The organism is Nocardia anaemiae NBRC 100462, from assembly GCF_001612725.1.
Taxonomy (GTDB): Bacteria; Actinomycetota; Actinomycetes; order Mycobacteriales; family Mycobacteriaceae; genus Nocardia; species Nocardia anaemiae.
In genome coordinates, this window is record NZ_BDAZ01000012.1 from 153,328 (window position 1) to 168,811 (window position 15,484).

Annotated in this window: 14 protein-coding genes; 10 read left to right on the plus strand and 4 right to left on the minus strand. The window is 65.0% G+C overall.

Translation table 11 applies throughout. The features are described 5' to 3' along the window. The 5 genes from rpsG to NA5_RS09025 all read left to right on the plus strand — a co-directional run bounded on the left by rpsG (position 1) and on the right by NA5_RS09025 (position 7,359). On the plus strand, positions 1-471 hold the full coding sequence (gene rpsG, locus NA5_RS09005; protein WP_014353063.1) for a 30S ribosomal protein S7: 471 nt from the start codon (positions 1-3) through the stop codon (positions 469-471). A 139-nt stretch (positions 472-610) separates the two neighbouring features. Further along, on the plus strand, positions 611-2,713 hold the full coding sequence (gene fusA, locus NA5_RS09010; RefSeq protein WP_062983878.1) for an elongation factor G: 2,103 nt from the start codon (positions 611-613) through the stop codon (positions 2,711-2,713). A gap of 116 nt (positions 2,714-2,829) precedes the next feature. After that, positions 2,830-4,020, plus strand: a complete 1,191-nt coding sequence (tuf, locus tag NA5_RS09015) for an elongation factor Tu (RefSeq protein WP_062983881.1) — start codon at positions 2,830-2,832, stop codon at positions 4,018-4,020. A gap of 271 nt (positions 4,021-4,291) precedes the next feature. Next, complete coding sequence (gene fusA, locus NA5_RS09020; protein ID WP_062983883.1) at positions 4,292-6,385, plus strand: elongation factor G; 2,094 nt, start codon at positions 4,292-4,294, stop codon at positions 6,383-6,385. Positions 6,386-6,549: 164 nt separating this feature from the next. Continuing rightward, positions 6,550-7,359 carry an alpha/beta fold hydrolase gene (locus tag NA5_RS09025; protein WP_062983885.1) on the plus strand — a complete coding sequence of 270 codons (810 nt, stop codon included), beginning with the start codon at positions 6,550-6,552 and terminating at the stop codon, positions 7,357-7,359. A 92-nt stretch (positions 7,360-7,451) separates the two neighbouring features. Here NA5_RS09025 and NA5_RS09030 read toward each other — a convergent pair whose 3' ends face one another. Beyond that, positions 7,452-8,075: a TetR/AcrR family transcriptional regulator gene (locus NA5_RS09030; RefSeq protein ID WP_062984021.1), complete on the minus strand. Its 624-nt coding sequence runs from the start codon at positions 8,073-8,075 to the stop codon at positions 7,452-7,454. Between the two features lie 5 nt (positions 8,076-8,080). Then, positions 8,081-8,437: an SPW repeat domain-containing protein gene (locus NA5_RS09035; RefSeq protein WP_062983888.1), complete on the minus strand. Its 357-nt coding sequence runs from the start codon at positions 8,435-8,437 to the stop codon at positions 8,081-8,083. Between the two features lie 232 nt (positions 8,438-8,669). On the opposite strand from NA5_RS09035, the gene NA5_RS09040 reads away from it, so the two are divergent. The 3 genes from NA5_RS09040 to NA5_RS09050 all read left to right on the plus strand — a co-directional run bounded on the left by NA5_RS09040 (position 8,670) and on the right by NA5_RS09050 (position 11,513). After that, a complete protein-coding gene (locus NA5_RS09040) occupies positions 8,670-9,902 on the plus strand; it encodes an NAD(P)/FAD-dependent oxidoreductase (protein WP_062983890.1) in 1,233 nt (410 codons plus the stop codon). Positions 9,903-9,931: 29 nt separating this feature from the next. Next, on the plus strand, positions 9,932-10,693 hold the full coding sequence (locus tag NA5_RS09045; RefSeq protein WP_062983892.1) for a glutamate racemase: 762 nt from the start codon (positions 9,932-9,934) through the stop codon (positions 10,691-10,693). A gap of 79 nt (positions 10,694-10,772) precedes the next feature. After that, positions 10,773-11,513 carry a DNA alkylation repair protein gene (locus tag NA5_RS09050; protein WP_062984023.1) on the plus strand — a complete coding sequence of 247 codons (741 nt, stop codon included), beginning with the start codon at positions 10,773-10,775 and terminating at the stop codon, positions 11,511-11,513. Positions 11,514-11,526: 13 nt separating this feature from the next. Here NA5_RS09050 and NA5_RS09055 read toward each other — a convergent pair whose 3' ends face one another. Together NA5_RS09055 and mftR2 are read right to left on the minus strand one after the other, a co-directional pair. Further along, positions 11,527-12,582, minus strand: a complete 1,056-nt coding sequence (locus tag NA5_RS09055; protein WP_062983894.1) for a ferredoxin--NADP reductase — start codon at positions 12,580-12,582, stop codon at positions 11,527-11,529. 43 nt (positions 12,583-12,625) lie between these two features. Beyond that, positions 12,626-13,264 carry a mycofactocin system transcriptional regulator MftR2 gene (mftR2, locus tag NA5_RS09060; RefSeq protein ID WP_062983896.1) on the minus strand — a complete coding sequence of 213 codons (639 nt, stop codon included), beginning with the start codon at positions 13,262-13,264 and terminating at the stop codon, positions 12,626-12,628. 336 nt (positions 13,265-13,600) lie between these two features. Here mftR2 and mftA point away from each other — a divergent pair, with 336 nt between their 5' ends. Both mftA and mftC read left to right on the plus strand, forming a co-directional pair. Continuing rightward, positions 13,601-13,699, plus strand: coding sequence for a mycofactocin precursor MftA (gene mftA / locus NA5_RS43150; protein WP_371856386.1), 99 nt, complete (start codon positions 13,601-13,603; stop codon positions 13,697-13,699). A 14-nt stretch (positions 13,700-13,713) separates the two neighbouring features. Continuing rightward, the gene (gene mftC / locus NA5_RS09070; RefSeq protein ID WP_084483987.1) at positions 13,714-15,261 is read left to right on the plus strand and encodes a mycofactocin radical SAM maturase; all 1,548 of its coding nucleotides are present in this window, start codon (positions 13,714-13,716) and stop codon (positions 15,259-15,261) included. The last annotated feature ends 223 nt before the right edge of the window (positions 15,262-15,484 follow it).

Here is a 15,484-nt window from a genome sequence, read left to right on the forward strand (position 1 = left end):
ATGCCACGCAAGGGCCCCGCACCCAAGCGTCCGCTGATCAACGACCCGGTCTACGGTTCGCCGCTGGTTACTCAGCTGGTCAACAAGATCCTGCTGGACGGCAAGAAGTCCACCGCCGAGCGCATCGTCTACGGCGCGCTGGAGCAGGCGCGCGAGAAGACCGGCACCGATCCGGTCGTCACCCTCAAGCGCGCGCTCGACAACGTCAAGCCGTCCCTCGAGGTGAAGCCCCGCCGCGTCGGTGGTGCCACCTACCAGGTGCCGGTCGAGGTTCGTCCCGGCCGTGCCAACACCCTGGCGCTGCGGTGGCTGGTGAACTTTTCGCGCGCCCGTCGTGAGAAGACCATGGTCGAGCGCCTCGCCAACGAGCTGCTCGACGCCAGCAACGGCCTCGGCGCTTCGGTGAAGCGTCGGGAGGACACCCACAAGATGGCCGAGTCCAACCGGGCCTTCGCGCACTACCGCTGGTGACGTCTACCCGGCCCGTCGTTTCTGGGTCGGGAGGCACAGCCGGAAGGCGGCACTTACCTGCCGCTTCCGGCGTTGACATAGAGACGACCACAGTGTCGTCCCCGAAAATCCCAACTAGCTACGAGCGGGGAAGATTTCCGTGGCACAGGACGTGCTCACCGACCTGAACAAGGTCCGCAACATCGGCATCATGGCCCACATTGATGCGGGCAAGACGACCACAACTGAACGCATCCTCTTCTACACCGGCATCACCTACAAGATCGGTGAAGTCCACGATGGCGCCGCCACCATGGACTGGATGGAGCAGGAGCAGGAGCGTGGTATCACCATCACCTCCGCGGCCACCACATGCTTCTGGAACGACAACCAGATCAACATCATCGACACCCCCGGGCACGTCGACTTCACCGTCGAGGTGGAGCGGTCGCTGCGCGTGCTCGACGGCGCCGTTGCGGTGTTCGACGGCAAGGAAGGCGTCGAGCCGCAGTCCGAGCAGGTGTGGCGTCAGGCCGATAAGTACAACGTGCCTCGGATCTGCTTCGTCAACAAGATGGACAAGCTCGGTGCGGACTTCTACTTCACCGTGCAGACCATCAAGGACCGCCTCGGCGCCAAGCCGTTGGTCATCCAGCTGCCGATCGGCGCTGAGGACACCTTCGAGGGCATCGTCGACCTGGTCGAGATGAACGCCAAGGTCTGGAAGGGCGAGACCAAGCTCGGCGAGAAGTACGAGATCGAAGAGATCCCGGCCGATCTGAAGGAGAAGGCCGAGCAGTACCGCCAGGAGCTGCTCGAGACCGTCGCCGAATCGGACGAGGCGCTGCTGGAGAAGTTCTTCGGCGGCGAGGAGCTCTCGATCGAGGAGATCAAGGGCGCCATCCGCAAGATGACGGTCGCCTCCGAGCTGTACCCGATCCTGTGCGGTTCGGCGTTCAAGAACAAGGGCGTGCAGCCCATGCTCGACGCCGTGATCGACTACCTGCCGACCCCGCTGGACGATGGTGGCACCGACGGCCACGTTCCGGGCAAGGAAGAGGAGATCATCCACCGCGACGCGAGCACTGCGGATCCGTTCGCGGCGCTGGCGTTCAAGATCGCCGTGCACCCCTTCTTCGGCAAGCTGACCTACGTCCGCGTGTACTCGGGCAAGGTCGACTCCGGCGCCCAGGTCATCAACTCGACCAAGGGCAAGAAGGAGCGTCTGGGCAAGCTGTTCCAGATGCACTCCAACAAGGAGAACCCGGTCACCGAGGCCGTCGCGGGCCACATCTACGCGGTCATCGGCCTGAAGGACACCACCACCGGTGACACCCTGTGCGATCCGCAGAACCAGATCGTGCTCGAGTCCATGACCTTCCCGGACCCGGTCATCGAGGTCTCCATCGAGCCCAAGACCAAGTCCGACCAGGAGAAGCTGGGCACCGCGATCCAGCGCCTCTCCGAAGAGGACCCGACCTTCTCGGTCAAGCTCGACCAGGAGACCGGCCAGACCGTCATCGGCGGCATGGGCGAGCTGCACCTCGACATCCTCGTCGACCGCATGCGGCGCGAGTTCAAGGTCGAGGCGAACGTCGGTAAGCCGCAGGTTGCCTACCGCGAGACGATCACCAAGCCGGTCGAGAAGCTCGAGTTCACCCACAAGAAGCAGACGGGTGGCTCCGGCCAGTTCGCGAAGGTCATCATCGCCCTCGAGCCGTTCGTCGGCGAGGACGGCGCGACCTACGAGTTCGAGAACAAGGTCACCGGTGGCCGCGTGCCCCGCGAATACATCCCTTCGGTGGACGCGGGCGCGCAGGATGCCATGCAGTACGGTGTGCTCGCGGGCTACCCGCTGGTGAACCTGAAGGTCACGCTGCTCGACGGCGCCTACCACGACGTCGACTCGTCGGAAATGGCCTTCAAGATCGCTGGCTCGCAGGCCCTGAAGGAAGCGGCCCGTAAGGCCGGTCCGGTGATCCTCGAACCGCTGATGGCGGTCGAGGTCATCACGCCCGAGGATTACATGGGCGATGTGATCGGCGACCTGAATTCCCGCCGTGGCCAGATCCAGGCCATGGAGGAACGCAGTGGTGCCCGTGTCGTCAAGGCGCTGGTTCCGCTCTCGGAGATGTTCGGTTACATCGGTGACCTGCGGTCGAAGACCCAGGGCCGGGCGAACTACTCCATGGTGTTCGATTCGTACGCGGAGGTTCCGGCCAACGTGTCGAAGGAGATCATCGCCAAGGCGACCGGCGAATAAGTCCGATGGGGGCAGGTGCAAGACTTGCCCCTATCAGCCGGGAGTCATGCACGACCCCCAATATGTAAACCGCACTGCTGCAACTGCACGCACCAACAAGTCCAGGAGGACACCAAGTGGCGAAGGCGAAGTTCGAGCGGACGAAGCCGCACGTCAACATCGGCACCATCGGTCACGTCGACCACGGCAAGACCACGCTGACCGCAGCGATCACCAAGGTGCTGGCTGACAAGTACCCGGATCTGAACGAGAGCTTTGCCTTCGATCAGATCGACAAGGCGCCGGAGGAGAAGGCTCGTGGTATCACGATCAACATCTCCCACGTCGAGTACCAGACGGAGAAGCGCCACTACGCACACGTCGACGCGCCGGGTCACGCCGACTACATCAAGAACATGATCACCGGTGCGGCGCAGATGGACGGTGCCATCCTCGTGGTCGCCGCGACCGACGGTCCGATGCCGCAGACTCGTGAGCACGTGCTGCTCGCCCGTCAGGTCGGCGTGCCCTACATCCTGGTCGCGCTGAACAAGGCCGATATGGTCGACGACGACGAGATCCTCGAGCTCGTCGAGATGGAGGTCCGCGAGCTGCTGGCCTCGCAGGAGTTCGACGAGGAAGCGCCGGTCGTGCGTGTTTCCGGTCTGAAGGCGCTCGAGGGCGACCCGAAGTGGACCGAGTCGGTGCTCGAGCTCATGGCCGCGGTCGACGAGTCGATCCCGGACCCGGTTCGTGAGACCGACAAGCCGTTCCTGATGCCGGTCGAGGACGTTTTCACGATCACCGGTCGTGGCACCGTCGTCACCGGTCGTGTCGAGCGCGGTGTGATCAACGTGAACGAGGAAGTCGAGATCGTCGGCATCCGCGAGAAGAGCACCAAGACCACCGTCACCGGTATCGAGATGTTCCGCAAGCTGCTCGACCAGGGTCAGGCCGGTGACAACGTCGGTCTGCTGGTTCGTGGTATCAAGCGCGAAGATGTCGAGCGTGGCCAGGTCGTGGTGAAGCCGGGCACCACCACCCCGCACACCGAGTTCGAGGGTCAGGCCTACATCCTGTCCAAGGACGAGGGCGGCCGCCACACCCCGTTCTTCAACAACTACCGTCCGCAGTTCTACTTCCGTACCACGGACGTGACGGGTGTTGTGACCCTGCCCGAGGGCACCGAGATGGTCATGCCCGGCGACAACACCGAGATGTCGGTGAAGCTGATCCAGCCGGTCGCCATGGACGAGGGTCTGCGCTTCGCGATTCGCGAGGGTGGCCGCACCGTCGGCGCCGGTCGCGTCACGAAGATCATCAAGTGATTCACTGAATCGCTTTTCGAACGGCGTCGCTCCGAAAGGGGCGGCGCCGTTCGGCATTTCGGGGAGGTAATCGGGATATTCGATCGACACCGGCGAGTTGGGGCGGGTACATATGAGGGCATGTTTCCAGTGCGTCCGCGTGCGCGGTAGGTTCGGCTGAGCGTCCATGGGCGTGGGGCGGCGCCGCGTGGGATGCTCGTGCCGTCACCGGAGCGCTACAACTAGGCGAGCGTCAGAAATTGACGAAACTAGTTGATGGAGTGGGATTCCCATGACGCGTGGTGTGTTCGGCGAGCTCGGCCTTGTTCGGAATATCGGGATTATGGCGCATATCGATGCGGGTAAAACGACAACTACCGAACGGATTCTGTTCTATACCGGTGCCACCTACAAGATCGGTGAGGTACACGACGGGGGTGCGACCACCGATTGGATGCCGCAGGAGCGGGAGAAGGGCATTACGATCACCTCGGCCGCGGTCACGTGTTTCTGGGGCGGGCATCAGATCAATCTGATCGACACCCCGGGGCACGTGGATTTCACCGTCGAGGTGGAGCGTTCGCTTCGCGTGCTCGACGGTGCCGTCGCGGTATTCGATGCCAAGGAAGGTGTCGAGCCGCAATCCGAGCAGGTGTGGCGGCAGGCCGATCGATATGACGTGCCGCGGATCTGCTTCGTGAACAAGATGGACAAGCTCGGTGCGGATTTCGACTTCACCGTGCGGACCATCGAAGAGCGGCTCGGCGCACGGCCTTTGGTCATTCAGTTGCCGATCGGTGCGGAGGACGCCTTCGTTGGCGTCATCGATCTGGTCGAGATGAATGCCAAGATCTGGTCCGGTGCAACGGAACTCGGGGCTCGGTACGAGGTTGTCGAGATTCCGGCGGAGCTGCGTGAGCGGGCCGAGCGGTATCGCAATGAGCTGCTCGAGATCGTCGCAGAATCGGATGACGCGCTACTGGACAAGTTCCTCGATGGCGCGGCGCTTTCGGTGCCGGAGATCAAGGGTGCGATCCGAGCGCTGACGGTGAATTCCGTTGCGTACCCGGTGCTTTGCGGTTCAGCATTCAAGAACAAGGGCGTGCAGCCGATGCTCGACGCGGTGGTCGACTACCTGCCGTCACCGCTGGACACCAGTGCCGCGATCGGTCACGCGCCGGGCAACGAGTCCGAGGTCATCCGACGCACCGCCGATGCCGACGAACCGTTCTCGGCGCTGGCGTTCAAGATTGCCGCCCACCCGTTCTTCGGCGAGCTCACCTACCTGCGGGTGTACTCGGGCCGCGTCGAAACGGGTGCGCTGGTCGTCAATCCACGTAAGGGACGAAAGGAGCGTTTGGGCAGGCTGTTCCAGATGCATTCGAATAAGGAGCATCCGGTCGGCGAGGCCAGGGCTGGGCACATCTACGCCGTGATCGGGCTAAAGGACACGACCACCGGTGACACCCTGTGCGATCCGGGGCACCAGATTGTGCTCGAGTCCATGACCTTCCCGGATTCGGTGATCCAGGTCTGCATCGAGCCGAAAACCAAGTCGGATCAGGAGAAACTGGGTATCGCGATCCAGCGGCTGGCCAGGGAGGATCCGACCTTCTCGGTGACGCTGGACAAGGAGACCGGCCAGACCGTTATCGGCGGTATGGGCGAGCTGCACCTCGATATCCTTATCGATCGGATGCGCCGGGAGTTCAACGTCGAGGCGAATATCGGCAAGCCGCAGGTGGCCTATCGCGAGACGATCACCAAGGCGGTATCCAGGCACGAGTACACCCTGCGCAAGCAGACCGGTGGCAACGGCCAGTACGCCAAGGTGATCATCGCTGTCGAACCGTTGGACGTTGCCGACGGCGCTGGCTACGAGTTCGAGAGCCGGGTGACCGGCGGCCGGGTGCCGAAGGAATTCATTCCATCGGTCGACGCCGGGGCCCAGGACGCCATCCAATCCGGTGTGCTCGCCGGGTATCCGGTGGTCGACGTGCGGGTGCTGCTGCTGGATGGCGCTGTGCACGAGAAGGATTCGTCCGATTTTGCGTTCCGCTCCGCCGCCGCCGAGGCGGTGCGGGAGGCGATCGAGCTGGCCGGTTCCGTGCTGCTCGAACCGGTTATGGCCGTCGAGGTCGTGACGCCGGAGGAGTACCTCGGTGAGGTCATCGGCGACCTGAATTCGCGTCGTGGTCAGATCCGGGCCATGGCGGAACGCGGCGGTGCCCGTGTCGTGGACGCGCTGGTTCCGCTGTCGGAGATGTTCGGTTATATCGGTGATCTGCGGTCGAAGACCCAGGGGCGGGCGAACTACTCCATGGTGTTCGATTCGTACGCGGAGGTCCCGGCCGCCGTGTCGAAACAGATCATCGCGACCGCCTAGCAGAAGTGCGGCGCCGCATCGGAAGGTGCGGCGCCGCTCGGGTTTGCGGGGTGCCTTGCCGGAAACGGTATTCCCGTCCATGACGTCTCTGGTCATCGCGCCCCAGCGCCGCTGTGGTTAACGTCGGGCAAAAGGGGGTAAAGACCGGATGATCGGAGGATGGTATGAGGAGTTCGGCGCTGGCCACCGCGCTCGACGTCACCGAGGGGACGTTGACGCACGGTATGCCGTATCTCGCGCTCGGAGCCGGGCGGCCGCTGGTATTCCTGCGCTGGTTCACCCCGGATCATGCCAATCCGACCGGGTGGATGCGGCAGTCCGAGATCAAGACGTTGGCACCGCTCGCGGCGCATTTCCGAGTGTATGCGGTGAACCGTGCGCCGGGTATGGCCGAGGGGACGACGATGGCCGATATCGCCGCCGAGCACGCCGACGCATTGGGGGCCGAATTCGGTACGCCTGTCGATGTTCTCGGCGTCTCCTCGGGCGGATCGCTGGCGCTACAACTGGCGGCGGATCACCCTGCGGTGGTGCGCCGACTGATCATCGCCTCATCCGGCTACACCCTGGAAAACGCCACCCGCGCGGCGCAACTGGCCTATGGCGAGGCAGCCTATGCGGGTAGGCGCGCACTGCACCACATGGCCGCCGTCGGCTCCACATCGCCGATCGCGCAGCGCATCGCCGCCGCGGGTATGTGGTTGGCCGATCCCCTTGCGCGGCCGAAGAATCCGGCCGACACGCTGGCCTTCATCCGTGCCGAGGACGGCTTCGACCTGAACGGTCGGCTCGGCGATATCACCGCGCCGACCCTCGTGCTCGGCGGTGACCGCGACGGCGCCTACAGCACGCAGACCTTCCGTCGCACCGCCGATGGAATCCCGAACTCGCGCTTGATCATCTACCCGGAAACCACGCATATCGGGGTGGTGAAGCGGTTCGTCCCCGATGTCGTCGCGTTTCTCGCCGACTAGTAGTTGCTCGGCGCCGGATCGCCGCGCAAGCGTGCGGCGAGCCAGGACAGCACCAACGGAATGCCGAGGATGGCGGGAAAGCGGTCCGGTGCTCAGCCGAGCTGGGTCATGCCCGCCGCGACAACCTGGGCGACATTGCAGATTTCATCCGCGGTCGGCAGCGGCAGCCCGTCGAGCGCATGCAGTCGATCGGTGCTGGCAATGGCGAACATCGCCGAAACCCAGGCCGCGGCGCACGCGCGCAGCGTGCCGGGCTGCACCGGGACGGGCGCGCTGGCCTGCAGCACTCGGGCGGTGACGTCGAGCAATTGATCGCGCAGGCGGCGCAATTGGCGACGGACATCGGGATGGGTATCGGCCTCGCGCCACATGATCACGCGCAGCACCGACGAATGATGGTCGCGCAGATTGAGTGCGGCATCGAGATTGATCAGGCTGGCCGCCGGATCGCCCGGGGTGACCACGGTGCCGATATCGGCGATCGGCTGGGCGGGCATCCGCTCGGCCATCAGCGCGGACAGGATCGAATCCTTGGTGGGGAAGTAGTAGAAGACCAGCCCCTTGGGGACACCGGCGCCGTCGGCGATGGCCGCTGTCGCGGTAGCGTCGAATCCCTGTGCAGCGAAGAGGCGTTCCGCGGCATCGAGAATGAGCTGGCGGGCGTCGCCGTCGACTTTGGCGCTACGACGACGCCCGCCTCGCCGGGGCTTCGGCATCTGCATCAGTGATGCGGCGCCATGTCGTGCAACCGGTCCGACACCATCGGCAGCGCCGCCACCGCGACCACTACCGTCACCACGCCCACTACCCATGCGGTCCAGGATGCGCCGCGGTAGTCGGTGTAGTCCATCGCCCACGGGGAGATGAACAGTAACGCGCCGAACAGGCCCATCGCATAGTCGGCGGCCGCCAGGGTCGCCCGGTACATCTGTGCCAGGCCGGTGAGGGCGATGAGCACGCCAAGCACGATCAGCGTCCACATGGCGTTGTCATTGTGGGTCACCCACAGGGGTGACAGCGCGGTGAAGACGCCCAGCACAACGGCCAGGAAGTCCTGCGCGCGACTTTCGGTGAACATGGTGTGCCTCCTCAGGCTCTGAATTGTTCTCCTGACTCAGATCTAACTCTGATTGACCGCCCGATCAATATAGTTACGGATACGATTCCGCAGCGATCGGTCCGGTACGGCGGAGTGACGGCCATCACGGCGATTCGCGACCAAGCGAAGGTTAGGGTTGGCTGCGTCACCACCGGTGACGAATGCCAACTCGACCCGGCGCCTGCCAGGCACTATCGAAGGGAGGCCGTGCGTGAGTGAGCGCAGCGAGCGAACCATAGACACAGCCGGTGGCCCGGTCGTAATCATCGGAGCTGGTCTGGCCGGTCTGCGCACCGCGGAAGAATTGCGCAGGGCCGGGTATGAGGGTGAGTTGATCCTCGTCGGCGAGGAGTCGCGGCTGCCCTACGATCGCCCGCCGCTGTCCAAGCAATTCGTGCGCGGCGAAACCGATGACACCACCTTGCGTCCCGCCGAATTCTTCGAAGAGAAGCAGATCGACCTGCGGCTGAATACCGAGGCCGTCGGCGTCGACACCGGCGCGCGCCGGGTGCGCCTTGCCGACGGCGGCACGCTCGACTACGACCAGCTGATCATCGCGACGGGTCTGCGGCCGCGCCGCCTGCCCGGGCTGCCGGAGCTGCGGGGCGTGCACGTCCTGCGCGGCTATGCCGACGCCGCCGCGCTGCGCGACGAATTGTCCGGCGCGAGTACCGCCCTGGTGGTCGGGGCCGGATTCATCGGCTGTGAACTCGCGGCGAGCTTCCGTACTAGTGGTGTCGAGGTGGTACTCGTCGAACCGCAGCCGACGCCGCTGGCCTCGGTGCTCGGCACCGAGATCGGTGCGCTGGTCGCGCGCATGCATCGTGCCGAGGGTGTCGATCTGCGCTGCGAAACCGGTCTGGACACCTTCCTCTCCGTTGACGACCGAGTGCGCGGCGCCCGGCTCTCCGACGGCAGTGAGGTGGCCGCCGATCTGGTGGTCATCGGCGTCGGTTCCCGGCCGGTGACCGAATGGCTCACCGATTCCGGTATCGCGCTGGCCGAGCCGTCGGCCGGTGGCGGCGTACTCGCGGACGAGGTGGGGCGCACCTCGGTCGAGGGGGTGTGGGCGGTGGGCGATGTGTCGGCCTGGCTGCACGAGACCGGGCAGTGCAAGCGCGTCGAGCACTGGACCAATGCCGGTGAGCAGGCGCGGCTGCTGGCTTGTGCGATGCTCGGCGCGGAACCGCCGACCGCGGCGCGGGTGCCGTACTTCTGGAGCGACCAGTACGACGTGAAGATTCAGGCGCTCGGCACCCCGAGCGCCGACGACGAAATCCACATCGTCTCCGATGACGGCCGCAAATTCCTCGCCTACTACTCGCAGAACGGCCATCTGACCGGCGTGGTCGGCGCCGGAAAGACCGCTCAGGTAATGAAGGCCCGCGCCAAGATCGCCGCGGGCGCGCCGATCGCGGACCTGCTCGAGGCCGCCCAGCCGTAGCGATTATTCCGTTGTAATACGGTGGTCGGGTGATCGTCGCGCTCATCGATTCCGGGCTGGGGTTGCTGCCCACGGCCGCCTGGCTGCGCAAGCTGCGGCCCGATGTCGACCTGCTACTCCAGTTGGACCCGGATGGCGCGCCGTGGGGTCCCAAGCCGGAACAGTGGGTGACCGACCGGGTGGTCGACGCCGCGCGCAGCTCGGTTCGGCTCGGCGCGGAAGTGCTCGTGCTGCCGTGCAATACGGCCAGCGTCACCGCCTTGGACGAGGTGCGCGCCGAGGTCGGATCGGGCATTCCGGTAATCGGCACGGTCCCCGCGATCAAACCCGCCGCGGCGGTGTGCAAATCCGTCGCGGTGTGGGCCACCGCGGCGACCACGGCCAGCCGATATCAGGCCGATCTGATCGCCCGCTTCGGCGGCGATGCGAAGGTTGTCGGCATCGCCTGCCATGGTCTGGCGGATTCGATCGATCGTGGTGATCTGGTCGCGGCCCGTGATTCGATCGCGCGCGCGGCCGAGCAGACGCCCGACGATGTGGAGGGTGTTGTGCTCGGCTGTACGCACTATCCGCTGGTCATCGATGCCATCGTGGCCGCTCTGCCGGACGGCGTGCGACTGTTCGACAGCGCGCAAGCCGTTGCGGCGCAGACGATTCGGCGCATGGACGCGCTGGGCAGACCGACCACCGGCAATGGTGAGGTGTGGGTGTTCAACAGTGCGCGTCCGGGTGAATTGCCTACCAGCGCGGCGGCTTTCGAGTCGGGGCGGATTCTGGGAGCTCAGGGGTAGCACCGGGGATTCGCGCGGGTGGCCCCGCTGCTCGACTGTATGAATGACCTTGGTCTGCTGGACGATCGGAGGTTCACTGATGCCTGCAGCCCCACCGACGGCCGCCGATGTGCATGCGGCCCTGGTCGAGGTCGCCGATCCGGCCGACGCCATCCATCTGCAGCGGTTCTTCAAGACCGGGCGCGGTGAGTACGGCGAGGGCGATGTCTTCCTCGGAGTGCGGGTGCCCGTGACCCGATCGATCGCGAAACGCTTTGCCGCGCTGCCGCTCCACGAGATCGACACACTATTGAACAGTCCCGTGCACGAGGACCGGCTGGCCGCATTGATCATCCTGAATGCCAGATTCGACAAGGCGACCAAACCGCGCACGCTCGATATCGATGCGCAGGCGGCGATGGTCGAGCTCTACCTGGCCGCGGTGCGCCGGGGCCGGGTGAACAACTGGGATCTGGTCGACGTATCCGCCGAAAACATCATCGGCCCTTGGCTACTCGACCGACCCCGCGACCTGGTCTTCGAACTGGCCGGTGCGGACTCGCTCTGGGAGCGCCGGGTGGCATTGCTGACGACCTTCGCGTTCATCAAGGCGGGTGATGCCTGCACCACCTTCGAAGTCTGCGAACGACTCCTCGACGACCGCCGCGATCTGATCCAGAAGGCGCTCGGCTGGATGCTGCGCGAGGTCGGCAAGCGCATCGACGAGCAGCTGCTCACCGGCTTCCTCGACCAGCACGCGGCGCACATGGGCCGCACCGCACTGAGTTACGCGACCGAACGCCTCGATCCCGCCTTACGCGTGCACTATCGCGCTCTGTAAGGGCTGTGCCCGATCAGAATTGGATGCGCAGATGATCGGTGACCGGATGCGCCTGGCAGCCGAGAATGTAGCCGTTCTCGATGTCCTCGGGATCGAGGATTTCGGCATTGTCCATTTCGACCTTGCCCTCGAGCACTGTGCACGCGCAGGAACCGCATTCGCCCTCCTGGCAGGAATACGGCACATCGAGACCCTTCGACAGCATGATGTCGACCAGTGTCTGCTTGCGCGGCCACTTCAGCTCGTGCACCTCACCGTCGAGTTCGACCTCGACGGTGGCCGCATCGGCCGCCTCCTCGTCGGTGACCTCGATCGGCGTCTGATCCGCGAATGGATCTCCGGCAAGGGAATTGAACACTTCGGCGTGGGTGCGCGAGCGCGGCACCTCGAGCCGGGCGAGTGCGTCGTGCACCCGGTCCATGAACGGCTTGGGTCCGCACATGAAGGCGTGGTAGCTCGTGTACGGCGCGACCAGGGCGGCCAACCCGTCGGCGGTCGGCAGTCCCTGCAGGTGCTCGAGCCAGTGGATCACGGTGAGCCGCTGGGGATGCTTCTCGGCCAATTCGCGCAGCTCGCCCGCGAAGATCACCGAGTCGTGATCGCGATTGGCGTAGATCAATACGATCCGCCCGCCGCCGCGTGCCAGCGCCGATTTCAGGATGGACATCACCGGCGTGATGCCGCTGCCCGCGCCGAACAGCAGCAGATCGTCATCGAGATCCTTCGGCGTGAAAACGCCAGAGGGCGGCAGGACTTCGATTGCGTCGCCCGCTTTGACGTTGTCGCAGACCCAGTTCGACCCGTAGCCGCCGATGGTGCGCTTGATGGTCACCTTCGGCTTGTCATCGGTGTACGGCGAGCTGGCCAGCGAATAGCACCGGGCCACCGAACCGGTCAGATCGCTCGGGATGCGCAGGGTGAGGAACTGGCCCGGCTGATAGCTGAAACGCTCGCGCAGCTCGTCGGGGACGTCGAAGACCAGCGAACAGGTGTCCGGCGTCTCGGCGATCACCGCGGCGACCCGCAGCACGACCGAACGCGAACCGTGTGGAACCTCGACGGTGGTCATGGTGTCCTCTCGAACCGAACCAAAACTAGAACGTGTTTCAGTTTCATCGTACGTCGGGATCGGGCTGACGGACAAGCTGAGCTTCCAGACCCGCGATCAGCACCTCCATGCCGAAGTCGTAGGCATACTTTCCGCGCAGGTCGGGCATGTACTCGGTGGCCCGCGCCACCGACTCGGGCAGTGCGACATCCGCCAGCGGCTGCGGCTCCCTCGGGTTCACCCGGCGGCGGCCGAACAGGTAGGTGTGGATGGTCGCGTACCCGGCGAGCACATTGCGATCGCTGAAACCGGCCTCGAACAGGATCTCCATGATCGCGGCGATCAGGTCGAGCTGTTTCCCCAGCATCTGCTCGATCAGCACATCACCGAGTCCGGGATGCTTGCGCAGCTTCTCATCGATCTGATCGATCAGATCGCGCAGCCGCTGCTGCCACGGTCCGGAATCGGCCGGTGGTTTGCGAACTCCGGTCAGCGCCGCCTTGGCGACGAGATCGAGCAGCTCGCGTTTATCCGCGACGTAGTAGTACGGCGCCATCGGGGAAACGCCGAGCTCACGGGAGAGCCGTCGCATCGACAGCTTCTCCACGCCGTCCTCACGTACTACCCGCAACGCGGCCTCGACGATCTCGGACTCCGACAGTGTCCTACTTGCGGTGCTCCCAGGCCCTACGTGGTTACGCAAGCTTCCGCCTCCGGGCCGTGAGCTCGCACCGCGGGGTATTGCCGCCCCCGCTCGTCTGCATTCGTCCGACTCCCATGCCACCTCTACCACTGCGGGTCGAATCGCCCGTCACGTCCTGTTCAGCTGCTTGCCATCCGCAGTCTAGAGCGCGCGGCCGCGACTCGGTCGGGGTGCGTCCGCGCGAGACCTGTGGTTCCCCTGTTCCATTTTGTCAGCTTGTGACGTTATTGTGTGATGACGGCTACACCAGTGGCCGCGGAACCCGGTCACATCTCGGAGGTAGGCATGCCGGAGTACGGATCCATCGGACACACCGATACCGACAACACCGGACGGATCGGGGCGGCCGAGTCCCGTTCGGTCGAGGAAGCGCCGCTGGTCGAGGAGACCCTCATCGAAGAGGTCTCCATCGACGGTATGTGCGGCGTCTACTGACGGGCGCGGCGACCATGCTCGATCTCGATACCCGTTGGGAGCTGCATCCGCGGGTGGCGCTGCGGCCGGAGTCCTTCGGCGCGCTGCTCTACCATTTCGGCACCCGCAAGCTCTCCTTTCTGAAGAGTCCGCGGATACTCGAGATCGTGCGGTCGCTGCCTGCGCATGTCTCGGCGCGCGCGGCGCTGCATGCCGCGGGCATCACCGATGACCTGGCCGGACAGTATGTTCGGGCATTGGATCAGCTGGCCGACTCCGACATGATCAGGCAGGCCGCGCCGGGTAGCGCGCCGATTCCGGCCGTCGCGCCGCTGGCGTTGGCCGGGCAGCCGTCCTCGGTGACGGGTGGGCGACTGATCGATAAGTTCGAAACCGGATTGGCCGCACCGATCTGTCTGACGTGGGAGTTGACCTACGCCTGCAATCTGTCCTGTGTGCACTGCCTGTCCTCCTCCGGGCGCCGCGATCCGCGCGAGCTGAGCACCGAACAGTGCAAGGCGCTCATCGACGAGTTCGAGCGCATGCAGATCTTCTACGTGAATATCGGCGGTGGGGAACCCACTGTGCGCCCCGACTTCTGGGAGCTCGTCGACTACGCCACCGCGCACCATGTCGGAGTGAAGTTCTCCACCAACGGAGTTCGCATCACGCCCGAGGTCGCCGCGCGCTTGGCCGCCAGTGACTATGTGGACGTACAGATTTCGTTGGACGGCGCGGATGCCGAGGTCAACGACGCGGTGCGCGGACCGGGTTCCTACGCGATGGCGATCAGGGCGCTGGAGAATCTGGCGGCCGCGGGCTTCGCGGATGCGAAACTCTCCGTTGTCGCGACCCGGCACAATATCGCGCAGCTCGACGAATTCAAGGCGATCGCCGACAAGTACGGCGCCACACTGCGTTTGACCCGCCTGCGGCCTTCGGGACGCGGTGCCGATGTGTGGGACGAACTGCATCCGCTGCCGGAACAGCAACGGGTGCTTTACGACTGGCTGGTGCGCAATGGCGAGGGTGTGCTCACCGGCGATTCGTTCTTCCATCTGTCCGCCTTCGGTGCGGCGCTGCCCGGACTGAATATGTGCGGCGCGGGCCGAGTGGTCTGCCTGGTGGACCCGGTCGGTGATGTATATGCCTGCCCGTTCGCCATCCACGACACGTTCCTCGCCGGAAATGTGCTGGCGGACGGTGGTTTCCGCACCGTGTGGCAGGAATCGGACCTGTTCACCGAGCTGCGCGAGCCGAGCGGCGGCGGTGCGTGCTCCGGCTGCACCCACTACGACTCCTGCCGCGGCGGATGCATGGCGGCGAAGTTCTTCACCGGACTGCCCGCCGACGGACCGGATCCGGAATGCGTCCAGGGCTACGGCGAGGCGGCGCTGGCCGATGCCGGGCGGATGATCCCGCGCTCCTCGGTGGACCATTCCCGGCGCATTGCGCCGAGCCGACCCGGATCGCGTAAGTCGGGCCCGATTCCGCTGACACTATCGGTATCTCGGCCCGCCTCGGATCGCCTGTCGCCGGATCGACGCCCTTCGCGGGCCTGTGACGAGAGTCCGCTGAACTGATGTCGGGCCGGTAGCCAGCCATGCGCTATCCCGTTGATCGACGATGGCTATCGAGTGGCAAATCGATGATTGCCCTCGTGTTGCCAGCCGCCTTCGGCGAGTCGCTTGCGACCCGCCGGAGACCCGATTCGGCGGGAGTTCTTGCGCCGCACGGGCGGATTCGTGCGGAATTCCGTCCTTTTTTCCGGACTGATGGTGCCAATGCGCGAATCACCGCCTAGCA